The sequence below is a fragment of the Mesorhizobium sp. USDA 3734 genome (genome assembly GCF_056279665.1).
This window is the reverse complement of sequence record NZ_JBWCCW010000001.1, coordinates 2,410,885-2,433,731: the sequence shown is the minus strand read 5'-3', so window position 1 is coordinate 2,433,731 and position 22,847 is coordinate 2,410,885. Positions and strand designations below refer to the sequence as shown.

21 protein-coding genes are annotated in these 22,847 nt (G+C 62.5%); 6 read left to right on the top strand and 15 right to left on the bottom strand.

Annotated elements, in window-relative coordinates; genetic code table 11:
* The first annotated feature begins 11 nt into the window (after positions 1–11).
* Together ACZ89F_RS11590 and ACZ89F_RS11585 are read left to right on the top strand one after the other, a co-directional pair.
* Entirely contained in the window at positions 12–197 is a 186-nt protein-coding gene (locus ACZ89F_RS11590) for a hypothetical protein (RefSeq protein WP_476091984.1), read from the top strand.
* Between the two features lie 232 nt (positions 198–429).
* Positions 430–1,383, top strand: coding sequence for an alpha/beta hydrolase (locus ACZ89F_RS11585; RefSeq protein WP_476097266.1), 954 nt, complete (start codon positions 430–432; stop codon positions 1,381–1,383).
* A 34-nt stretch (positions 1,384–1,417) separates the two neighbouring features.
* Here ACZ89F_RS11585 and ACZ89F_RS11580 read toward each other — a convergent pair whose 3' ends face one another.
* Positions 1,418–2,317 carry a LysR substrate-binding domain-containing protein gene (locus tag ACZ89F_RS11580; protein WP_127411553.1) on the bottom strand — a complete coding sequence of 300 codons (900 nt, stop codon included), beginning with the start codon at positions 2,315–2,317 and terminating at the stop codon, positions 1,418–1,420.
* Between the two features lie 223 nt (positions 2,318–2,540).
* On the opposite strand from ACZ89F_RS11580, the gene ACZ89F_RS11575 reads away from it, so the two are divergent.
* The 3 genes from ACZ89F_RS11575 (at position 2,541) to ACZ89F_RS11565 (ending at position 4,484) form a co-directional block, all read left to right on the top strand.
* The gene (locus ACZ89F_RS11575; protein ID WP_292638219.1) at positions 2,541–2,726 is read left to right on the top strand and encodes a hypothetical protein; all 186 of its coding nucleotides are present in this window, start codon (positions 2,541–2,543) and stop codon (positions 2,724–2,726) included.
* A gap of 338 nt (positions 2,727–3,064) precedes the next feature.
* Complete coding sequence (locus tag ACZ89F_RS11570) at positions 3,065–3,199, top strand: hypothetical protein (RefSeq protein ID WP_013531161.1); 135 nt, start codon at positions 3,065–3,067, stop codon at positions 3,197–3,199.
* A gap of 346 nt (positions 3,200–3,545) precedes the next feature.
* Positions 3,546–4,484, top strand: coding sequence for a GlxA family transcriptional regulator (locus tag ACZ89F_RS11565; protein WP_348271741.1), 939 nt, complete (start codon positions 3,546–3,548; stop codon positions 4,482–4,484).
* 77 nt (positions 4,485–4,561) lie between these two features.
* On the opposite strand, the gene ACZ89F_RS11560 is transcribed toward ACZ89F_RS11565, so the two are convergent.
* From ACZ89F_RS11560 to ACZ89F_RS11540, 5 genes are all read right to left on the bottom strand, one after another.
* The gene (locus tag ACZ89F_RS11560) at positions 4,562–4,906 is read right to left on the bottom strand and encodes a peptidase inhibitor family I36 protein (protein ID WP_056596364.1); all 345 of its coding nucleotides are present in this window, start codon (positions 4,904–4,906) and stop codon (positions 4,562–4,564) included.
* Positions 4,907–5,088: 182 nt separating this feature from the next.
* Positions 5,089–5,937 carry a DUF1194 domain-containing protein gene (locus ACZ89F_RS11555; protein WP_476091982.1) on the bottom strand — a complete coding sequence of 283 codons (849 nt, stop codon included), beginning with the start codon at positions 5,935–5,937 and terminating at the stop codon, positions 5,089–5,091.
* Positions 5,938–6,032: 95 nt separating this feature from the next.
* Complete coding sequence (locus ACZ89F_RS11550; protein WP_476091980.1) at positions 6,033–8,594, bottom strand: GcvT family protein; 2,562 nt, start codon at positions 8,592–8,594, stop codon at positions 6,033–6,035.
* Between the two features lie 116 nt (positions 8,595–8,710).
* Positions 8,711–9,460, bottom strand: coding sequence for a siderophore-interacting protein (locus ACZ89F_RS11545; RefSeq protein WP_476091978.1), 750 nt, complete (start codon positions 9,458–9,460; stop codon positions 8,711–8,713).
* A 73-nt stretch (positions 9,461–9,533) separates the two neighbouring features.
* A complete protein-coding gene (locus ACZ89F_RS11540; RefSeq protein ID WP_476091976.1) occupies positions 9,534–10,538 on the bottom strand; it encodes a pyridoxamine 5'-phosphate oxidase family protein in 1,005 nt (334 codons plus the stop codon).
* A 205-nt stretch (positions 10,539–10,743) separates the two neighbouring features.
* Between ACZ89F_RS11540 and ACZ89F_RS11535 the strand changes: the two genes are divergently transcribed.
* On the top strand, positions 10,744–11,565 hold the full coding sequence (locus ACZ89F_RS11535) for an AraC family transcriptional regulator (RefSeq protein WP_476091974.1): 822 nt from the start codon (positions 10,744–10,746) through the stop codon (positions 11,563–11,565).
* 28 nt (positions 11,566–11,593) lie between these two features.
* Here the strand turns inward: ACZ89F_RS11535 and ACZ89F_RS11530 are convergent, their stop codons facing one another.
* The 9 genes from ACZ89F_RS11530 to ACZ89F_RS11490 form a co-directional block, all read right to left on the bottom strand.
* Positions 11,594–12,352, bottom strand: a complete 759-nt coding sequence (locus ACZ89F_RS11530) for an FkbM family methyltransferase (RefSeq protein ID WP_476091972.1) — start codon at positions 12,350–12,352, stop codon at positions 11,594–11,596.
* A complete protein-coding gene (locus ACZ89F_RS11525; RefSeq protein WP_476091970.1) occupies positions 12,349–13,581 on the bottom strand; it encodes a glycosyltransferase 87 family protein in 1,233 nt (410 codons plus the stop codon). The genes ACZ89F_RS11530 and ACZ89F_RS11525 overlap by 4 nt, the downstream gene beginning before the upstream one ends.
* A 24-nt stretch (positions 13,582–13,605) precedes the next feature.
* Positions 13,606–15,036, bottom strand: coding sequence for an aspartate aminotransferase family protein (locus tag ACZ89F_RS11520; protein ID WP_476097265.1), 1,431 nt, complete (start codon positions 15,034–15,036; stop codon positions 13,606–13,608).
* A gap of 104 nt (positions 15,037–15,140) precedes the next feature.
* Positions 15,141–16,148 carry an NAD-dependent epimerase/dehydratase family protein gene (locus ACZ89F_RS11515; RefSeq protein ID WP_476091968.1) on the bottom strand — a complete coding sequence of 336 codons (1,008 nt, stop codon included), beginning with the start codon at positions 16,146–16,148 and terminating at the stop codon, positions 15,141–15,143.
* Complete coding sequence (locus ACZ89F_RS11510) at positions 16,145–16,594, bottom strand: EamA family transporter (RefSeq protein WP_476097264.1); 450 nt, start codon at positions 16,592–16,594, stop codon at positions 16,145–16,147. The genes ACZ89F_RS11515 and ACZ89F_RS11510 overlap by 4 nt, the downstream gene beginning before the upstream one ends.
* A 124-nt stretch (positions 16,595–16,718) precedes the next feature.
* The gene (locus tag ACZ89F_RS11505; protein ID WP_476091966.1) at positions 16,719–18,071 is read right to left on the bottom strand and encodes an FAD-binding oxidoreductase; all 1,353 of its coding nucleotides are present in this window, start codon (positions 18,069–18,071) and stop codon (positions 16,719–16,721) included.
* A gap of 2 nt (positions 18,072–18,073) precedes the next feature.
* Positions 18,074–19,507, bottom strand: coding sequence for a UbiA family prenyltransferase (locus tag ACZ89F_RS11500; protein ID WP_476091964.1), 1,434 nt, complete (start codon positions 19,505–19,507; stop codon positions 18,074–18,076).
* Positions 19,508–19,731: 224 nt separating this feature from the next.
* Complete coding sequence (locus ACZ89F_RS11495) at positions 19,732–19,995, bottom strand: hypothetical protein (RefSeq protein WP_056596396.1); 264 nt, start codon at positions 19,993–19,995, stop codon at positions 19,732–19,734.
* A 154-nt stretch (positions 19,996–20,149) separates the two neighbouring features.
* Positions 20,150–22,636, bottom strand: a complete 2,487-nt coding sequence (locus tag ACZ89F_RS11490) for a mechanosensitive ion channel family protein (RefSeq protein ID WP_476091962.1) — start codon at positions 22,634–22,636, stop codon at positions 20,150–20,152.
* Positions 22,637–22,847: the final 211 nt, after the last annotated feature.

Sequence of the window (22,847 nt, the reverse complement as noted above, 5' to 3'; positions counted from 1 at the left end):
GGGAGATGAAAATGTCGATGTTCGGAAATCTCGGTCGCTTCGGTGTGACCATCAGGCAGACCCACGCCAGGAACAAGGCGATCCGCGCGCTGAACAGCCTGCCGCCGCATGTCCAGAGGGACATTGGTTGGCCGGCATCGCCGCCGAACGATCCGCAAGCCGCACTTACCTCGCTGCTTCTGGGTACGCCGCGCTGATGACTTTCGCCGACAAATGCAAATTGCTCGGCAGACGCCGGGGATCTCGCATGTCCCCGGCGACCACCAGCAACCGGCTGCGTGCGGCACTCTTGCCGCGTCGCTGAGCACTGCGGCGCGGATCACACCACCGTGTAGACACAGCGTAAATCTTGACATTTTCAGCCACGGCACGATCTTCGGAGATAGTGGGGTTCTCTTAGTCGGCTTTGGCCGAAGTTCGTGTATCCGCATGCCAAGTTTGAAAAGCCACGTCGTGTCCTTCGTCCTGCGGCACAGCCGCAAGCAGGCATTTGCCAGCCCGGAGAACCTGCAGCGCTGGATCGCGGCCGCGCGCAAGACCGAGAACCACCAGCCCCCTGCCTCGCTGCACCAGCGTCTCGGCATCGAGATGCATACGGTCGATGGCTTCCCCGTCTACGAAATTGCCCCCAGGACCGGCGAGCAGAAGCGGATTCTGTATCTGCACGGCGGCGCCTATGTCTTTGAAATCACGCCCTATCATTGGCATCTGATCGCCGACATGGCGGATCGGCTCGGCTACGGCATCACCGTGCCGATCTATCCAATCGCCCCCGAACACGATTTCCACGCCATGTTCGGCATGGTTGGCGACGTCTACCGCCAGATGCTCGACGAGACGGAGGCCGAAGACATCGTGTTCATGGGCGATTCCGCCGGTGGCAACATGGCCGTGGTGCTGACCATGATGGCTGCCGAAGAGGCCTTGCCGCCGCCATCGCGCCATGTGCTGATTTCACCCGGTCTCGATATGTCGCTTTCGAACCCAAAACTCTTCGAGGCCGAACGCAATGACCCGTGGCTCGGCATTCCCGGCGGCCTGGAAGCGATCCGGATGTACAGCGCCGGCATCGACCGCAGCGACTGGCACATCAGCCCGCTCTACGGCGATCTGTCGGTGCTGCCGAAAACGCTGCTGTTGACCGGCTCGCGCGATCTTCTGACCCCCGACAATCTGATCTTCGCCGAGAAGGCGCGTGCCGTCGGCGTCGAGGTCGATGTCGTCCATGAAGAAGGCATGTTCCACGTCTGGCCGTTGATCGACATGCCGGAATCACGCCGCGCCCGCCAGCACATCGTCGCGTTTCTCAGCGAGAGCCCCTCGCCGATCAGGCAAGACACGAGAACGATATTTGAAGCGCCCTCCGCCGAGGCGGCGGAGTAGCGCTTTCTATTCAGGATCGGCCCCTGCCGGCGGATCAGAACTTGCCGGTTTCCCGGAACACTTCGAAGGTCGCGCGGATGTGGTCGGCAACCGCCTTGACCGGCGCGCTGGCGTCCGGCGCCACCACCATCGCCAGATTGTAGGTGCCGATGTCGGGCATGCCGTCCTTCGGGCAGAGTTCGACCATGTCGTTGCCCAGGAACGACTTCGGCAGCGGTGCCACGGCGAGATCGGACATGATCGCGGCGCGCTGGCCGGCCGTGTGCGCGCTCATATAGGCGATGCGATAGTTGCGGCCTTCGCGGCCAAGCGCATCGAGCGCTCCGGCGCGCCAGGCACAGCCCTCTTCCCACAGCGACACCGGCAAGGGCTCGCGCAGATGCGCTGAGCCGCCCTTGGCACCGGCCCAGACGATCGGCTCGGTCAGCAGCACCTCGGCACCGAGTGCGCTGGTCTTGTAGGAATTGGTCAAGAGGGTGATGTCGAGCGCCCGGTCGTCCATGCGCCGGCGCAAATTGCTGCTCTGGTCGATGGTGACGTCAACGGCGATCGACGGGTGCGACTGCGCGAAACGCTTCAGCACATGTGGCAGCACGCGCTCGCCGTAATCGTCCGGCGAACCAAGCCGCACCACGCCGACAATCTCGGGAATGATGAACTTCGACACCACCTCGCGGTTGATCGACAGCAGCCGGCGGGCATAGCCGAGCAGCATTTCGCCGTCGGTGGTCAGCGACACCGAGCGCGCGTCGCGCGCGAACACCGAGCGGCCGAGAATGTCCTCCAGCTTCTTGATCTGCATGGAAACGGCCGACGGCGTGCGGAACACGGCATTGGCGGCGGTGGTGAAGCTGCCGGTCTCGGCAATCGCCACGAAAGTGCGCAAAACGTCGAGATCGAGCAGTGGCAGCGGATGATTGAGCGGGGCGTTCATGGGAACTGACCTTCAATTTTTCTGATACAAAGCATCATTCCATTTCGTTTGATTGAACATCAGATTGGGAGGATAGTCAACTCCGTCGAAGCAGGCTGCTGCCATAAGCAGCCATGAAACGACCACGACACAAACCTGCAATCGACACGAAATGAAGTTGAAACAGACCCGAGGTAACCAATACGCTGCCTGGCATCCCTGCCCGGCACCAAAGGAGAATGAAATGTCTATCCTGTCGTCCCTTGGTCGCATCGCGACCGAATTCAGCGCGGCCCGCGCCCGCTACCAGACCGAACGCGCCATCCGCTCCCTGCCGATCGAACTGCAGAAGGATATCGGCTGGCCTGAGGCTTCCGACACCAAGACCAATTCACGCAATGGCGTCGGATCCTGGGCTGGAGCAAAGTAGATCGTGTGCACCAAGTGCTGAAGGCCTGCCGCGCAGCCCGCCCGGCAGGCCTTCTCCGTTTTATTTGTACTCAAATGATTTTCGGAGCCATGTCGCCAGCGCATGACGCATATGAGAAAGCCGCATAGCAGCTCCCGTTTCCAATTAATGCCTTGTAAATAATCGCAAATTTCGGGCACCTTGTCCAAATTTGTCGCAATCGATGTCGCATTTCATATCAAGCGCTTCGCTTTTGCGATTTAGTTTCTGCTTACACAAGCCTATATCAGCGCCAGCAAACGAGCTGCCCCACTCCATCAAGCGAAGGCGACCCGTCTGAGCAACAAATGGAGATGATCATGAAGCTTTTTGCACGCCTCTTTGCCCGCCGCGAAATGAACCTGACCACCGCTCTCGAGCGTCAGCGCCTCGCCAACACCATGCCCGGCCAGACCGGCGCCATGAATGCGGCGCGCCTCGGCTTCGTCGCCTGAAGATTTTTAGAGGCAGCGCATCCCTGCCGCTGCTTTAAAACTGTAACGCCGCCTGGCTCCAGCCAAGGCGGCGTTTTTGTTCTGCCCGCAGGCCGTACGCTGCCTCTCGCTTGAACAGTTGGTGCCACTTCCGGGGCTCGCTGCATGCCGATTGCCCATTTGCGACCCATGTCGCAAATTTAATCTTGTCGTAGCGGCGTAGCCGATTGACAGACATGGTTTTTCCTGATGTCGCTATGCTATTCGCGACATCCTGTTCGCGCCATGGCTGTGTGAGGTTCCCTTGAACGCCGTAAAGCATCCGATCAAGCGATCGTTTGTATTCTTCCTTGTTCCCGACTTCACCATGATCGCTTTTGCGACCGCGCTCGACCCGTTGCGCTCGGCCAACCGCATGCTCGGCTACGAGGCCTATTGCTGGCGCCTTGCCAGCATCGACGGCAAGCCTGTGCGTGCCTCGAACGGGGTCGAATGCGCGGTCAACACCTCGCTGGAGGATGAACGCAAGAAGATGGCAGGCCCCGACCGGCCCAACATGGCCATCGTCTGCAGCGGCATCAATGTCGAGCGTTACCAGAACAAGTCCGCCTTCGCCTGGCTGCGCGAGGAATACAATCGCGGCGTCGCCGTCGGCGGCCTGTGCACCGGCGCGCATATCCTCGCCGCCGCCGGCCTGTTGTCCAACAAGCGCTGCGCCATCCACTGGGAGAACCTGCCGGGCTTTTCCGAGGCGTTCCCGAAGGCCAATGTCTTTGCCGACCTCTTCGAGATCGACCAGAACATCTACACCTGCGCCGGCGGCACCGCCGCACTCGACATGATGCTGAAGCTGATCGGCGACGACTTCGACGAAAATCTCGTCAACCGGGTCTGCGAGCAGGTGCTGACCGACCGCGTGCGCAGCCCGACCGACCGCCAGCGCCTGCCGCTGCGCGCACGCCTCGGCGTCCAGAACTCGAAAGTGCTGACCATCATCGAACTGATGGAGGCAAACTTGTCCGAGCCGCTGTCGCTGATCGAGATCGCCGACCATGTCGACCTGTCGCGCCGTCAGATCGAGCGGCTGTTCCGCACCGAAATGGGCCGCTCCCCTGCTCGCTATTACCTCGAAATCCGGCTCGACCGCGCCAGGCACCTCTTGATCCAGTCGTCGATGCCGGTGGTCGAGGTGGCGGTGGCCTGCGGCTTCGTCTCGGCCTCGCATTTCTCCAAATGCTACCGCGAACTCTACGCCCGCTCGCCGCAGCAGGAGCGCGTCGACCGCAAGCAGCTGCTGGCGGCCTGATCCGATAGATCCACGGACAACAGGCGAATTGTCATGAGAGTCTCAGGCAGCAGCGCCACGCCGCCTGAAATCCAACCTCAGTAGTCGTTGCAATAGCACTCCGCCGAAGAGATGCGGTCGTTCCAGTCGCTGCCACCAAAATCGCGGATCCTGCGCCGGATCTCGATCGAACGACCCCCCATCCGAGAATCCTCATAGGCAACGAGCGTGCAGCCGCGGCGCACGATCACCGACGACACACGGTCGTTCCAGAACTGGCCGCCGCGAAAGTTTACGGAATCGTCAGGTCCCATACCGATGGACCGCCCGCGAAAATTCGCGTGCTCGAACATCATGCAGGCGGGCTCGTCATTGTATTGGGCGCTGGCGACGTCGGCAAAAAGCACGGACGCGACAGCAGTCAGGATGGCTAGACGTTTCATCTGATGTTTCCTCGGTTTTTGCCGCGGCCCCCTCCGACTGGATAGCGCGGTCCGGTCATTTTGCCAATGCTTCGGCCGCCTAATGCATGTCGCCCAAAAGTGGCCCCGGTTTGGGAGAACGACATGCATGAAAAACAAAGAGCTAAAGCGCGTCGCCCGAATCCGTTCAAACGTGACGCGCTTTAGCGGCTGTCGAACATCCAGCTGCGGTTGCGCCACATTTTCTCACCGACCAGGCAGTCGGTGGCGGACCTGTCCTGCGCCAACACCACTGGCGGATGCGCGGCTTCTTCCGCCGCCCATTGCGGCGAGGCCGGGCCAGCGAGTTCCAGCACCAGCTTGCGGCGGATGGCTTCGGGAAACTGCGTCCAGTCGTTGACCGGGATCATGAAGGCTCCGGGACCACCGATGACGCAGTCGCTGTAGTAGCGATCGAGATTATTGACGTCGTAGGCGCCGGAAAAACCGCCTCGGGTCATCAGCGGCAGGCCGTTGATGACGATGCCTTGCTTGATCAGCCCGTCGCGGGTGAGGTTGACCGGCGCGCCCTGGTTGTTGGGACCGTCGCCAGAAATATCGATGACACGCTTCGTTCCCTGGTAGCCGCTTTCGGCGAACAGATCGTAGCCGAACTCGAGCGCACCGGAGATAGAGGTGCGCCGCGCGCTGTTGGGCGGCTGGGCGGACAATTGTGCAACCACCCGCTCCGCATCGGTGCGGCTGGCGATCACCGTCCACGGCACGATGACGCGCTGCCAGGTGGTGCCGGCCCATTCGACATAGGTGACGGCGATCTTGCCGTGGGCGCCATCGGCAATGGCCTGCAGCACATTCTCGTGCGTCAAGGCGGCTGCGTAGCCGTGGCGCTGAATCTCCAGTTCCTCCGGAGACATCGACAGCGAAACGTCGACGGCCAGCACCAGTTCGACATCGACGGGCTCGTCCGCTTGGGTCGAGGGCGTCAGCCAGAGCGTCAGCGCGAACGCGGCGCAGCCTGAAAGGAAATGTCTTGCGCAGGCAAAAGCAGACATGCCGCAAGGGTAAGCGAAAACAGCCTGTTTAAAAAGAGAAAAGCCCGGCCGATGGCCAGGCTTTTGCCTTCATACCTTTTGCGCCTGTCCGGCGATCAGCTGCGCGGCTTCAGATTCTCCGGATCATAGAGCGGCTTGTAGCCGACGGCGGCGACTTCGACCGGGTATGTCTCGCCGAAATACTCAATGGTGAGCTTGCGGCCTTCCTGGGCGTACGCCCATGGCAGATAGGCGAGACCGATGTTCTTGCCGATGGTCGGCCCATAGGCCATCGAGGTGGTGAAGGACCGGCGGCCGAGGTCGTCGACCAGCGTTTCGCCGGTCTTCGGGTCCATCACCGGCATGATGCCCACGGGATAGCGGGCAACGCCTTTCGCATCGACGTTTTCGGTCATCACCAGCGTGCACAGCATCGCCGGCTGGTGCTCGCGAGCGCGGAACTCGACATGCCTGGCCTTGCCGCAAAAGTCGTTCTCCTTGACCTTCGGACGGGCGAGATCCGCTTCGAGCAGATTGTACTCGGTCAAAAGGTCGGCGTTCTGCAGGCGCAGGCTCTTCTCCATGCGGCGCGTGTTGGCATAGGTCTCGACGCCGAAGGGCATCACGCCGGTCGAGCGCAATGCGTCCCAGACGGCCAGGCCGTCCTCGTAGCGCATGTGCAGCTCCCAGCCCTGCTCGCCGACATAGGAGATGCGGAAAGCAGTGACGTCCTTGCCGCCGATCCTGACCGGCTTGATCGCCGCGAACGGGAAATTCTCAACAGAGAGCCCATCCGGATTTTCGACCACCTTCTGCAGGGTCGCTCGGGCGTTCGGACCCCAAATGCCGATGGTGACATATTTCTCGGTCACGTCGGTGATCGTAACGTCGAAACCTTTGTCCTGCGCCGTGCGGCGCATGTACTGGAAGTCGCGCGGACCGGCGTCCGCCCCGTCGATCAGACGACAGCGGTCGGGCATGCGGATGACGGTAAAGTCGGCCCGCACCATGCCTTCCTCGTCGAGGAAGTGGGTGTAGATGCCCTTGCCGATGTTGTTGTCGCCGCCGATCTTGGCCGCGCACAGCCATTCCAGCAGCGCGACATGGTCGGGACCTTCGATGTCGTACATAGCGAAATGCGACAGGTTGACGATGCCGCAATCCTCGCTCATGGCGAGGTGTTCGGCATTCGAGACCCGCCAGAAATGCCGGTTGTCCCACTCGTTCTCACGCACCGGCACCCGGTTGCCGTATTTCTCCAGCAGGTGCTCGTTGGCGGCATAACCATGGGCGCGCTCCCAGCCGCCCAGCTCCATGAAATAGCCACCGAGCTCCTTCTCGCGCTCCCAGAACGGCGATCGCCTGATGTTGCGGGCCTTGGAGAACGGCTCGCGCGGATGCACCGCTGGATTGTAGACCTTCATCGCCGTCTCGGTGCAGCGATCCCAGATGAACTGCTCCTTCGTCTGGTGCGGATAGAAGCGCGCATAGTCGATGGCGTGGTGATCGATCGCGGTGCGGCCGTCGGTCATCCAGTCGGCGATGAGCTTGCCCATGCCGGGGCCGTCCTTGACCCAGATGGCGACGGCATACCAAAGGCCCCGCACCTTCTGGCTTTCGCCCATGGACGGGCCACCGTCGGCCGTCACCTGCAGCAGGCCGTTGAAGGAATGGCTCTCGTTGTAGCCGAGTTCGCCGAGGATCGGTGTCAGCTCCATGGCGCGTTCGAGCGGCGCCAGGATCTGTTCCATGTCGAGGTCGCGCTGCGAAGGCGACAGACGCGCCTGATCCTTCTCCAGCAGGTCGCGCGGATGGCAAAGGCGCGGATTGGTCTCTTCGTAATAGCCCCATTCGATCTGCCCGCCCTCGGCGGTCTTGGGATCGCCGGTGTCGCGCATATAGGCCGAGTTGCCCTGGTCGCGCAGCAGCGGCCAGCCGATCTCCTTGCCGGTGCCGGCAAACTCGTTGTAGGGGCCAAAGAAGGTCAGCGGATGGTCGATCGGCATGACCGGCAGGTCCTCGCCGACCATTTCCGCGATCAGCCGGCCCCATATGCCGGCGCAGACGACGACATAGTCGGCCTCGATGGTGCCGCGGTCGGTGACCACGCCGGTGATGCGGCCGTCCTTGACGACAAGCGACCGGGCCGGCGTGTTGGCGAAGGATTTGAGCTTGCCCGACGCTTCCGCCTGGTCGACCAGCTTGCCGGCGACGGTCTGCGAGCGCGGAATGACGAGACCGGCATCGGGATCCCACAGGCCGCCCTGCACTATTCCTTCTTCGATGAGCGGGAATTTTTCCTTGATCTCGGCCGGTTCGATCAGCCGCGCGCGCGTGCCAAACGCCTTGGCCGAGGCGATCTTGCGCTTGATCTCCTCCATGCGGCTGTCGTCGCCGACGCGCGCGACCTCGAGACCGCCGATGCGCGCGTAATGGCCCATCTTCTCGTAGAAATCGATGGAGTAGAGCGTCGTCCAGCAGGACAGGAAATCGTGGCTGGTCGTGTAGCAGAAGTCGGAGGCGTGCGCCGTCGAGCCGATATCGGTCGGGATGCCGGATTTGTCGATGCCGACGATATCATCCCAGCCGCGTTCGATCAGATGATGGGCGATCGATGCGCCGACAATACCGCCCAGGCCGACGATGACGACCTTCGCCTTTTTCGGAAACTCTGCCATTGCCCGCGACTCCAAAGTGATAAAGCGGGCGGACTATAGGGCGGAGCGATGGGCCTGATGAAGCCTGTTTGCGACATTGGCAAAAAGCCGAGCGACCCGACGGCAGAATGCCAGGCTCAGTCCAGCCCGATCTTGCCCGGCGCCCAGTAAGCCTTGGCTTTCACGCGCGACGAGCCGACGCTATCCGTCTTCAGCAGGCGGCTCACATGCTGGATCGACTGCGCCCTCCCCGTCAGCACGAAATGCGCGCCGCCGGCGGCCAGGGAAGACACCTTCGCGGCAACCGCAGTGAGATGCCCATTGTCGGTGACGCGTTCGATCAGGCTCGCGTCGCCGACGCCAATCGCATCCAGCACCGACCGGGATTCCGCGATGTCAGTCGCTTCGAAGATACAGGTCGCGTTGAACCCCGGCATGGCGCGGAGTGCTGCCGCCAGGCCGAAAGACGTTTGATCCCCGAACAGCACCAGCGGCGCTCCAAGGCCGGAGAGATCGAGCGAGCGGCGTGGACCGAAGAAGTGGCAAGTGTCGCCCTCGCGCAGGCCACTTGCCCATCGGCTGCCGGGACCATCGCCATGCGCGAAGGCGTGCAGCCGTGTCTTGCCACGCTCCGCGTCCCAGGACATCGGCGTATAGGTTCGGGCAGTCAGGCCCGCACCCATCGATATCTGGAGCTTCTGGCCAACGGCCCAGTCGACACCCTTGAGTGCCTCGCCTTCAAGATCGACCAGGCGGAAATGCTCCGAGAGAGCCTCCACGGCGACGACGCGCGCGGGACGCATCAGCCAGCGCAACAAGGTTCGCGTGACATAGCCTGGCTGGGGCGCGGGCGTGGCGGCCTGGAAACGGTGGGCGGGATCGGTCAAAGCTTCACTCCGTTGGAGAGGTCTTGCCAGCATATCGGCACCATGGGCCGGCGGGACCGACCCCGATTGGACGTCAATAGAAGTAGCCCTTGCTGACCGTTTCCAATCCTTTCCTCAAAAGATCGGAAGCACCGGAAACCGACAGTGCCGCACTCGCCAGTTCGGCCCCAAGGCCTTTATCGCGATTGCACGCGATGTGCTCGGCGAACGGCTTGGCCGTCTCGATGCCGTGGGCCGCCGCTTTGCCGGGCCAGAAGTTGAGGCGCTGGAGCGTCGGGCTCTCACCGGTCTTGACGGCAGTATCCTCGATGATGGCGACCAGCGATGACGTCTCATCCTGGAAGACGAATTGTGCCCATACCGCCTGATCGGCCGATATACGGGCGTTGCCCAACACACGAGTTACCTCAGCCGACCCCAGGACCATCAGCATGGCAGCGACCTGAGGCTGCGGAAGAAAGTGGCCGGTGACACGATCGCCCTGACGGTCGTCGAAACAAATCCCGCCGGTCTCGATCCGCGCCAGCATGCCGGCCGGATCGTCCTTTGGACTGAGCTCGACACGGCCCCACCCATCGACGGTCGCCAGCGCCATGAAGCGACTGGCGGCGGCGAATGCGCAAACGCCATGAGGCGCCAGCATCTCAAGCAGGGCCGCCCAGTATTCGGCGCGGATCAACGCCTTGCCGCAATGACCATAGCATTCCTCAACGGCAATGCGGATCTCGCCGTCGCGAACCTCCATCACCGTGCCGTTGACACGCATCGTCTCACCGATGCAAGGCAGCAGGAACAGCGAACCGAAGCCCTGGCCAGGCTGCGCCAATGCCGGATCATCGAGCCGCGCGATCGGCAGTCGAAGTTCGTACCTATCGGCGCTGGCAAAACCAGCCTCGCCACCGCCAATGGTGACATTGAGCCCGGAACTGTCTCCAAACGCGGCGAACACCAGCGGCGATGCCGCAATCCAGCGCAGCGCGTCCTCGTCGAGGTGACCGACAACCCTGAAGTTCGTCGGCGGCAGGGTCGCGGCCACGGTCGCTTTCAACAGGGCGGCGGTATCGATCGGCTTGTTCATTGCAACACTCCGCGTTTGGGCGGGACGCGCTGGTTGTCGACGTTCACGACCTCGTTGCCACCCTTCATGATCTCCTAACGGGCTCCGTACTGGCATTTCCCCTGGGTTCGAGGGTAATCACTACGGCTTTGGGCGGTTGGCGACATCGGGCAAATATGACAAAATGTTTGGAGATCCTGCCAATGTGGAAGACTGAAGGACCCACATGCCTATTCTGGATGCGCATCCCAAACCTGCCGATTTTCCCGATCCGGACGATGTGCCTCGGCCGGTTGTGGTCTATGGCTTGACGCTGGCGACCGGTGTCATCGAGCTCGGCCATCACGCGCACCGCAAGGCCCAGTTGCTGCTCACACTGCGTGGCGTCTTCACATGTGAGGTGGAGAGCGGGCTGTGGCTGGTGCCGCCGCACTGCGCGATCTGGATGCCCGGTGGTGCCGTGCACGCTATCAAGGCGTCCGGGCCGATCGAGGGTTACAACGTCTTCATCAATCCAACGGTGGCGGCTGCGTTACCGGCCACCTGCTGTACACTGTCCGTCTCGCCGTTGCTGCGCGAATTGCTGATCCGGGCAGCAAGCTTTCCCCTGGACTATCCCGAAGGTGGCCGGGAATCGCACCTGGGCACGCTGCTGCTTGACGAGATCGCTGCGGCTCCGGTCGAGCATCTGCACCTGCCGATGCCGAGGGACGAGCGGCTGCGCCGTGTCGTCGAGGCGATGATGGCCGATCCCGCCGATCGCGGCACGATGGAGAGTTGGGCCAGGCGGGCCGGGCTCAGCGAGCGGACGTTTGCGCGCGTTCTGGCGCGCGAGACCGGAATGAGCTTCGGCCGCTGGCGCCAGCAACTGACGATCATGCTCGCACTGCAATGGATGGCCGCCGGCGCTTCGATCCAGAGCGTGGCGCTGGACCTTGGTTATGAAAGCGCGGGCAGCTTCGTGACGATGTTCCGAAAGGCGTTCGGCACGTCACCGGGCCGCTACATGGCCGAACGGCGCGGAACAGCAACAGCGGACGACGCGTGAACCAACGATATAGCCTTGGACCGTCAGCTCAGGCGAAGGCCCAGATGTCCTCGGCCTGGAAGCCGACCTGATAGCCTGAGGTCTTCAGCTTGACCACGACCTGGCCGATCTCGGCCGCCGGCAGCGCGCCGATCTCGACCTTGATCATGCCGGGACGGTAGCGCTTGAGGTCGAGCTGTTCGAAGACGATCCAGTCGGCGCCCTCGCAATCGACGAGGAAGGCGTCGATATGGGTGATGCCGTTGCGGTCGAGCAGCGTCTGCAAGGTCTCGGATGGCACCTCGATGTCCCTGAGATGCGGTGCGAACTTGTTGAAGTTGGTGTCGGCCTCGCCCCAGGCATTCTTGCCCGACATCAAATTGGTGTCGGTGACCGACGAGCAGCCGATGAACTCGATGGGCAGCGTGCCGGCCTCGAGCGCGGCGGCATCGAAGGTGTGGACGGTGATCGTGCCCTTGGCCTTCGTCACCGCCACCGGCTCGATGATGAACCGGCTGGTGTCGGGGTAGTTGGCGCGCAGCCGTTTCTGATTGTACGGGATCGGCTCGACCAGCATGGCGCGTGCCCCAGCTATGCGGTGCAGCCACGGCGTGACATCGTCGAACAGCGCCCCGTCACAAGCGCCGACATTGACCATCTGGAACGGTCGCCCGGCGCCGCCAAAGCGCGCCTTCAGCGCCGCCTTGGCCAGGAACTTCGTGCCGCGCAGCGACGGACCGCGATCGAGAACGCCCTTCGGAAGAGCGAGCGACAGGGCAATGCGCGCCAGGCTGGATAGCGACCTCATGACTTGTCTCCGGGAATGATTGGCAAGGCGGCGCGATTCTGACCACGCCCCACTGCTGCCCACAGCGCCATGAACGGCGTCGCCAGCAGCAGGAATGGCGGGATCAGATGGGGGAAATAGATGCGCGTGTCGTGGATCGGGAAGACGCTGAACTTCGCCAGCGCGCCAAGCACCAGTGCTGCAAACAGGATGCCGGCGCGGCGATCGAGGCGGAAGCCGGCGCGGGCGGCAGCAAACCAGCCGGCCAGTGCCAGCACCGACACGCCGACCCAGCTGTTCAGGCTGACGGCGCGCAGCAGTGAGGCTGCAAAGGCCCTGAGATAAGCGACCACCGAGAATGGCGGTTCGAACCCGTCCATATTGTAGTGCTGCTCGATGCTGGAGAACCACAGATGCGGCCACCAGCCAGGATGATGCGCCCAGTGCGAGATGGCAAAATAGGCGACGAAGGATGCGGCAAAACCGGCCAGCGCGCCCCATGCCTTCTGCCGGAACGCAACCAGCAGCACAGCGAAAATGGCAAGGAAAACAATGTTGTCCGGCCGCACCATGAAGGCGAGGGAGAGCAGGATCGCGGTCGCCGCCTCGCGGCCGCGGACATAGGCATAGAGCCCCCCGAGCAGCAGCGCTGAAGTGAGCAGATCAGGCGTCGAGGCGCGCGCCGCATCGCCGAAATCGGCCATGATCAGCACCGCGCCGACCAAAGGCGCCAAGGCCAGCGCCCCCTCGGAGCGCAGCCACAGCAGCGTGATCGCGCCAAACAGCAGAACCGAGAACACTGAGACCAGGCGCATCGCCTCGACCGGCGACATCACCGCGCTCATCGTCGACAGGATCTCGGCATAGAGGAACTTGATCCGGTACATGCCGAGCAGCGAATGGAAATCGGCGGCATTCTCCGTCATGTGGCTGCGGAAGCCGCCGCCATCATCGGTCAGTGCCTTGTAGTCGCCAGCTGAAACGCCTGATTTGACGGTGTTGTAGGCATAGTCGTGCAGGGCCTGGGCATCGGGATAAGTGCCTTCCTCTGATATGGCGAGATAGGGCAGCATGTCCCAGTTGGCGTCCGGCAACACCCAGGCGGTGAACGCTGTAAAAAAGATGTAGAGCGCGAAGGCCGCCGCGCCGATCGGTGCTGCCAGCCGCGCATAGGTCCCCTCACCCCACGCCAAGCCGGTCTCGGTGAGCCGGTCGAGTGGGTTTTTCGCAGCGGGCGACTTGGTCAGCATGGTTCTTGCTCGGCGACCCTCGCTTTAACGGACCTGGCTTTTGACGAAATCCTTGACGATCGACACGATGCCGCGCGACAGCAGGCTGTCGAAGGCATCGACGAAGCGGTCGACATGCTCGCGCTGGCAGATCAGCGGCGGCTCGAGCCGGATGACGTTGCGGTTGTATTCGGTGAAGGCGACGAGCACGTCGTAATCGCGCAACAGCAGCGCCCCGACGAAGCCCGACAGCGAACCCTTCAGCTTGTCGTCGAGAACGCTGACGATTGGCCGCAGCACCATCGGCAAGGTCTGCGAGAAATCGTGGAACTCCACGCCGATCATAAAACCCTTGCCGCGCACATCCTTGATGATCTTCGGGTATTTTTCCCTGAGCGCCTGCAGCCGCTGCAGCAGATAGTCGCCGGTGACGGCGGCATTGTCGATCAACCCCTCGTCATAGAGCACGTTGAGCCCCTCGATCGCGGTGACGCAGGCCTCGCCCATGCCGCCGAAGGTCGCCATGGCATGGATCATCGCCGTCTTCGGCGTGCCATAGGCCTTCATGTAGACTTCGCGCCGGGCAATCATGGCGCCCACAGCCGCCTTGCCGGCGCCGAGCGACTTGGCCAGCGCCGTCACGTCGGGAATGACGCCGTAATGCTCGAAGGCATAGAAGCGACCCGAACGGCCATAACCGCACTGCACTTCGTCAGCGACCCACAGCACGCCATGCTGGTCGCACAGCGCCCGCAGCTTCTGCCAATATTCGGTCGGCGCCTGGATGATACCGCCGCCGCCCTGGATGGTCTCGAGCACGATGACGCCGACCTCCGGGTCGGAGCGGAACAGCCGCTCGACCGCTTCGATGTCGGCGAAGGGGATGCGGACCGTATTGTCCGCCACCTTGAAGTCGGCGCGGTAGAGCTGTCCGTCGGTGATGCCCAGCACACCCTTGGTCTTGCCGTGGAAGGAATTCTCGGCATAGACGATCTTCGGCCGCTTCGGGCCGGCGGCGCGCTCGGCGAGCTTCACCGCCGCTTCCATGGCTTCGGAGCCGGACGAACCCAGGAACACCATGTCGAGATCGCCGGGCGAGCATTTCGCGATGTTGTGCGCCAGAGCCGCCGCATATTGCGACATGAAGGCGATGGCGATTTCCTGGCGCTTCTCCTCCTGGAATTTCTTGCGTGCTTCCAGAATGCGCGGATGGTTGTGGCCGAAGGCCAGCGAACCGAAGCCACCGAAGAAATCGAGGATCTTGCGGCCATTCTGGTCGATATAGAACATGCCTTCGGCGCGCTCGATCTTGATCTTGTGGAAGCCGAGCAGCTTCATGAAATGCAGCTGGCCGGGGTTGAGATGCGCCTTGAACAGGTCGGTCATGCGGGCGACATCCATCGCCTTGGCCTGCTCGACGCTGATCAGGTCGGGCTTGGCGATGGTTGCGGGCGACAGCGACGGCGCGCTGACCATGGTGCGCACGTTCGTCTTTTCGGGCTTGGCCATGACGGTCATTTCAATCTCCTGTCTGCACGCACGACCAGGATCGGGCGCGACGAAAGCTGTTTTGCGAGCCGCTATTCGGCGGGCACATGTTTGGTGGCGACAGCGTGTCCGGCCTTCTTGGCGCGGTACTCGCTGTAGGCGGCGATCAGCATGTCCTCGTCGCGATATTGCGGCACCCAGCCGAGCTGACGCCCGGCCTTGGACACGTCGAGCACGCACTCCTCGTCGGCGATGAGATATTGCTCCGGATCCATGATCGGCATGTTCATGAGGTCGAGCAGGTCGAGCGTGCGCTTGACCGCCCAGCCCGGTGTCGGGATCAGGATCGATTTCGAGCCAGCATGCCTGATCAGGTCGCCGAGCAGTTTCTTCACCGGCGGCGGGTTGAGCGAGCCTAGATTGTAGGCTTCGTTCGGCACGCCGGCTTTCCAGGCCGCGCGGGCAGCTTCCGCACAATCGAAAACGGAAATGAACTGATAGGGGTTCCTGCCCGAACCGATCATCGGCACGGGAAGATTCCAGTCGATCAGCTTGAAGAGTTTTTCCAGGATGCCGAGCCGGCCGGGACCGATGATCAGGCGCGGGCGAAACAGTGAGATCGACATGCCGCGCTTGCGCCATTCGGCGGCCAGTTCCTCGGTCTTCTGCTTCGACCAGCCATATTCACCGAGCGGCGCGACCGGATGCTCCTCGGTCATCGGCTGGGTGACCGTGTGGCCGTAGATCATGTCGGTCGTGTAATGGACGAGCTTGGCTGCGCCGGCTCTGTCCATGGCCTGCATGATGTGCTCGGTGCCGTGGAAATTGACCGGGAAGAAGAAGTCGTGCCGCTTGGCGCGGACCTGGATCGGCGACAGCATCTTGGCCGACAGATTGTAGACCATGTCGTCGGCTTTGAGCCCAACCGCGGCGACCGAGGCCGGATCTGCGACGTCACACTGGATAAAGCGGACATTGCGGTAATGCGGCAGGTCGCTCTTGACGATGTCTGCGACGACGACCTCTTCACCATCGGCGACAAGCTTCGGGGCAAGATGGCGGCCGACGAAACCGTCGCCGCCGAAAATCACATGTCTCATCGAACAGTCTCGTTTGCTTGGATCTTGTCGGGCGTGATGGAAGCCGTCTGGTCTTCATGCCCTTGCCCACCCAAATCGCGGCCACTTTGGGCGATCAACACGGTTCCGACGCAGATGAAGGCGATGCCGGCGATGCGCCAGCCATTGAGGTCCTCGCGGAAGACGAAATAGGCGAAGATGGCAACGGCGACATAGGCGAGGCTGAGGAACGGATAGGCGAAGGAAAGCTCGACCTTGGACAGCACATAGAGATGCGAGGCCATCGAGATGACAAAGGTGCAGAGGCCCAGGAACACCCACGGGCTGAAGACGACCTGCAACAGTTTGACGAGCGGATTGACGCCCTCGAACGAGATCGGCCCAAGCGACATCATGCCTTGCTTCAGCATCAGCTGTGCAGCAGCATTGGTCATGACGGTAAAGAGAATGAAGACGATGTATTTCATGTGTTCCAAGCCACCCCTTCACGCTTCCTATTACAAACCCGCAAACATTTCGTGAAGCCACAAGAATGTTTTGAGTGAATCGTTGTTTTAACGATTCGGTAACCAAGAATTACTCGAGTTTTATCTATTCCGCCGCTTCGACCGCATCTCGCCGCATGTCCAGCTTCCTTGCCGTCCGCGCCCAAAAGCTCGACAGGAAGGCGGGATCGCGCAGTGCCTCCAGCCGCGGCCATTCGGGAAAGGACGAAGCGAAGATGTCGGCGCCCATGCGAGCGTCCTTGTAGGGATTGACCGCGCCGCCGGCCTCGACCGTGATGCGATCGAGTTCCCGCAACAAGGCGAGCGTCGCGGCCCCCCTGTTGGGAAAATCCAGCGTCAGCGTGTAGCCGGGACGCGGGAACGACAGCAGCGCCGGCGAGCGGATGGAGCCGAAGCGTTTCAGCACGGTGAGGAACGAGCCCTGCCCGGCTTGCCTTGCAGCCGCCAGCAGTGCCGGCACGGCCTCGCGCGCCGCCTCTTCCGGCACCACGCTCTGGTGCTGGAAAAGCCCTTTTGGCCCGTAAAGCCGGTTCCAGTCGCGCACGCCATCGAGCGGGAAGAAGAAGCCCTGGTAACCGGTCTGGCGCGGCGTCGTCGAGCGCCCTTTCTTCCACCTGTAAGCGGCGTTGAAGGCGGCCAGGAACGGCCGGTTGAGCACATTGAACGGCGGCTGCACCGGTACCGAGAGATTGCCGCCGGCGCGCGAGGCGGCATGCGAGCCGTGCTCGGCGTGATTGCCTGACAACAGCAACCCGCGACCGCTGTTGCGGCCACCCGCAAGCTGGTCGATCCAGGCGACCGCGTACTCATTGGCCTGATCGGCCGCCGCGGCGAGGTCGAAGAATTCGCCAAGGTCGCGAAACGGCGTCGCCTTTTCGATGATGTCGAGGGAAGGAACACGCATCAACCGGATCGAAGCCGACAGGATGAGGCCGGTCAGCCCCATGCCGCCGATGGTCGCCGCAAACAGCCGCGCATTGTCTGTCGCCGAGCAGCGGTGGGTCTTTCCGTCGGACCTGAGCAGCATGAAGCTCTCGACATGGCAGCCGAAGGTGCCGCGCCGATGATGGTTCTTGCCATGCACGTCATTGGCGATGGCGCCGCCGAGCGTGACGAATTGGGTGCCTGGTACAACGGCGGGGAAGAAGCCGTAAGGGGCAGCGTGGGCGATGATGTCGGACAACAGCACGCCGGCATCCGCCTCGAGAACACCGGTTTCGGCGTTGAAGGCGCGGATCCGGTTCAGCGACCGCATATCGACGACCGCGCCGGCCTGGTTCTGGCAGGAATCGCCGTAGGAGCGGCCATTGCCATAGGCAAGCAGCGACGCTGGCTTGGCCTGACCGCCCTTCAGCAGCATGATCGCCTCATCAGCACCGATGGCGCGCGGCGCCGGCGGTGTGGCAAGGCCAAAGCTCGGGAATCGCTCCGTGGCCATGCCTACCAGCCCCCGAGGACCAGCATCACCGCGCCGATCAGCACCACGATCTGGCTGCGCCAGTCGCGAATGATGAAGACGACCGGGTCGTCATGCATCTCGTCGCGGCGCGCCAGGATCCAGACGCGCATGGTGAGGTAAAGCACGATCGGCGCCAGCGGCCAGATCAGCCACGGATGCGGATAGAGTTCGCGCACCGCGACACTGTCCATGTAGAGCGCCAGCACCAGCGCCGAGGAGAAGGCCGAGGCCATGCCGGCCTGGGCGACGATCTCCTGGTCTTCGGTGCGATAGCCGCGGCCGGCAATGCGCTCGCCGGGCGGAATGGCGGTGGTGCGCAGTTCGACGAAGCGCTTCACAAGTGCCAGCGACAGGAAGAAGAAGATCGAGAAGGCCAGCAGCCAGAACGAGACATCGACGCCGGTCGCCGCCGCACCGGCCAGAACGCGGATCGTGTAGAGGCCGGCGAGCGTCAGCACGTCGACCAGCAGCATGCGCTTGAACGACAGCGAATAGGCCGTGGTGACGACCATGTAGCCGCCGAGCACAGCCAGGAATTCGGGCGACAGAAACAGCCCGGTGCCGATGCCGACCGCCAGAAGCACCGCGATCGCGCCAAGCCCGAACGGGATCGACAGCGCACCGCTGGCGAACGGCCTGTTGCGCTTGGTGAGGTGTTTGCGGTCGAGCGCGAGGTCGAAGAAATCATTGAGGATGTAGATGGCCGACGCCACCGCGCTGAACGAGACGAACGCCAGCAGGCATTCCCAGATCATGTCGGTGTTGAAGTATTCGTGCGAGAGCACCATCGGCACTGCGATCAGCGAATTCTTCAGCCATTGATGCACGCGCAGCATCTTGACGATGGTCCGCAAAGTCGGCTTCGGCACCGGCATCGTCTCGGCGCCGTGTGCGGCTTGCCAGCGCGCGGCATGGCGGTCGGGCGCGACGACAATCGCGTTGCGCGCGGCGTCGAAGACCTGCAGGTCATGGCGGCTGTTGCCGGCGTAGTCGAAGCCACCGTCGCCATAGGCCGCGATCAGCGATGCGCGCTTCCTGCCCGAGGTGAGATTGGAGAGACCATCGGTGGCCAGCACCCGGTCGAAAATGCCGAGATGGGCTGATATGGCGTCTGCGAACTTGCGCGGCGTACCGGTCGCCAGCACGATCTTGCGGCCCTCCGCGTGCTCGGTACGGAGGCGGCAAAGCAGCACCTCGCGATAGGGCAGCGATGCCGGATCGATGTCGATGCGCTGCGCGATCGCCTGCTTCAGCCGCGCCGGCCCGCCGGCGGCCCAGAACGGCACGAGAAAGATATAGAGCGGGTTCTTCTTGAGAAGGATGAACAGCCCTTCCCACAACAGGTCGGTCGCGATCAGCGTGCCATCGAGATCGACCGCAAGCGGTATTGCGTTCCTGTCCGACCGCGCATCCATGTCCGTCCTGCCCTGCCAGCGTATGATCCGCAGAACGGATCTCGTTGCGCGCCGCGTTTCGGCGTCTTGAAGCTGGTATAGCCGGGAACGGCATAGCGAACGTTAAAACGCCCGGTTGTAGACGGCTGCCGCGGCGGTATTTCCGGCGTCATTGTTAAAGAATCGGTACCGGAAACGATAAAAGGCCGAGCAAATGCCCGGCCTTTCCAATCATGCCGTCAAGATTACTTGATGCGGGCGACGCCACCCGAGATTTCGACGGTTTCCGAACCGGTCAGGGCCTCGAGGTCGCCGTTCGGCAAGGTGACGAAACAGCCATTCGGGCAGAACTCAACCGTTTCGCCACCGGCCAGCGCGAGGTCGGTCTTGCTGCCGCCCTCGGTCACGACCAGCGTGCGGGTCTCGGCGTCCTTGTTGACCGCGCTCGCGGCATGGGCCGAGCCGATGGCGGCGACCAGGGCGACGGCAGCGACGAGAGACTTCCACATGGTGCAATATCGGTGTTCCCACCGCCTCTGTTGCATTTCGCAAGGCATTCTCGCCTTTGCATGGGAGCTTATATGAGATGGAAGCTGAACCGCAACTGAATGCCGCATTCATGCCGCAATTGGCTTTCGGGGATTGAGACCCACGGATTCCAGCCTAATCCGGATCGGGCTTCTTGGTCTTGCGGGACTTGGCCAGGCGATTCTTCTCTGCCTCGACTTCGGCCTTCACCTGTTCCTGTTCGGCGAAGTCGGCCTCGATCTTGTCGTCGTCGGTCGGCCAGGCCTTGGGCTTGTGCACCTCGACCACGGCGCGCGGCGTCGAGGGAATCTCGATGTGCTCGCCACTGAATTTTTCAAGCACCGCAAAACGGATGTCGTTCTGCGCGACGTTGCCGTTCATCACATCGGCCAGGAACACGCGGATCTCGAATTCGAGCGCTGCCGTACCGAAATTGGAAAACAGCACGAAGGGCTCTGGGTTCTTCAACACCAGCGGATGGCCGCGTGCGATCTCCAGCAGGATGGCATGAACCTGCTTGACGTCGCTGCCATAGGCGACGCCGACCTTGATGTCGACGCGGCCGAGCTTGTTGCGGTGCGTCCAGTTGCCGACGGCGTTGTTGATCAGGTTCGAATTGGGCAGGATCACCGACTGCCGTTGGAAGGTCTCGATTTCGGTGGCGCGCACGCTGATCTTCTTGACCGTTCCGCTGACATCGCCGGCGACGATCCAGTCGCCGACCTTGAACGGCCGCTCGGCCAAAAGGATCAGGCCGGAGACGAAATTGGACACCACATTCTGCAGGCCAAAACCGATACCGAGGGAAAGAGCACCGGCGACCAGCGCCAGACTGGACAGGTCGATGCCTGCCGCCGATATGCCGACGAGTGCCGCAAGCGCGACGCCGGCATAGCCGACCGCCAACCGGATCGAGTTGCGCACTCCGGTATCGACCTTGCCGCGCGCCATCACCGAACCGTCGAGCCAGCCCTGGAACCAGCGCGTCAGGAAATAACCGATGACGAAGACGATGACGCCGGAGAGGATGCCGGTGACCGAAATCGTCACCGACCCGATATTGATCCCCGTCGCCAGCTTGTAGGCCCAGGCCTGGATGTCGCCGGGCTGGAAGCCCCACATCAGCAGGATCAGCGGCAGGAACACGAGCACGATCATCAGATTTATGGCGACGCTGACGACGAGGCCGAGTTGATCGAGCGCAGCGTCTTCGTAACTCGAATTGGCCGACAGCCAGCGTCCGACGGAGGTGTCGGCGAACGCGCCCTCCTCGCCGATCGCCCGCGCCGACAGGAAGCCGATATAGGCGGTGATCAGCGCGGTGCCGGTAACGACGACCTGTATTGAAACGAACAGGGCAAGGCCGATATAGCCGAGCAGCGCAGCAACGATGGTGAACAGGCCAAGCGCAAGCGATGTGTAGCGCAGCCATGCCGGCCACGGCCGCCAGCTTCCGTCACGCGCCTTGAATGGCCTCAGCATCGCCATCAGGATCAGGATGACGCCGACGATGATGGTGGCGCCGAAGCTGCGGGCGATGGTCAGTGACAGCGGCGAGCCCATCTTGTCGTTGACGATCGAGAGGAAATAGTTGACGCCGATGACCACGGCCATGGCGGTCGTCAGCCGCACCAGCCAGCGCGCCGGACCGGTTTCGACGGGAATGAGCCGCCAGTTCGGCAGCCGCGGCTCGAGCGCCGCATTGGTCAGCCGGTTGACGCAGAACACCACCGCGATGACGGCCGCCAGCGCATTCAGAAAGACGCCGATGTCGCCACGCAACACATTGTAATAGTTGAAAAAGAACACCGTGGAGGCCAGGAACACGCTGACCGCCAGAGACGGCAGCAATGTCGACCAGAAGGCCACCGACAAGCGGCTGAGATAGGACGGCTCCTCGACCCTCGGATTGGCTTCGAATATGCGTCCGAATAGGCGCCGACCGCCGACCAGCAGCACCAGCGCCAGGCCGAGCGCCACGAAGGTCGCTGCAAGGATGGCCTGGAACTTGAATTTGAAGGCGAAGACCAGCCAGGACGAAACCGCCTTGTACAGATTGGTGTATTCGTTCTGGGCGTCGGAAAAAACCTGCGGACTCAGCGCGTCGGACAGCACGTAGCGCTTGGTGAGCAAATTGCGGAACAGTTCGCTGCGCATGTTGCCGATCTTGTCGATCAGCCCGTTGATGCGGATCGAAAGCGTTTGCGCCACGGCGATGACCGAGTTGATTTCCGCCTTTTCCGACACCAGCGCTTGGCGTTCGCCACTGACGATGTCGGGCTCCGGCGGCTGGCCGGCGGCGGGCGCAGCGCCAAGTTGCTCAAGCCGGCTGTTGATCTCGCCAAGGCGGGTGCGGAAGGCCAGCGCGCTGTTCAGCGATTGGTGTGACAGTTCCTCCAACTGCAAGCGGATATCGACGAGGCTGCCGTCGTCCTCGGCGTCCTGCTGGATCTGCTTCTCGAAATTGTCGGTCTTGGTCGTCAAATCCTGGAGGATCTTCTGCTGGTCGGCGATCAGCCCGGCAGGTGCCTGACCGAGGCCTTGCGCCGACGCGTCGAATGACGGTGGCGCCGAAACGACAAGCGCGAGGAGCAAAATGAGACGAAGCAATCGGAAAAGCATGATTTGTTGGCGACTCATGGACGGCAAAGGCAATTTGAAAAGCCTGTCCTTGATAAAGACGGCCATATCATGGGGCAAGCCGTCGCATCGATCACTCACCCCCTGATCGCTGGGCCTCTCCGATCAAGTCCAGGCGTCGGCCAGTCGAAAGGCAATGGCGCAATATTGGCTTTGCGGATGCGGCCTGCTCTATAGTCTGCCGCATCGCCCG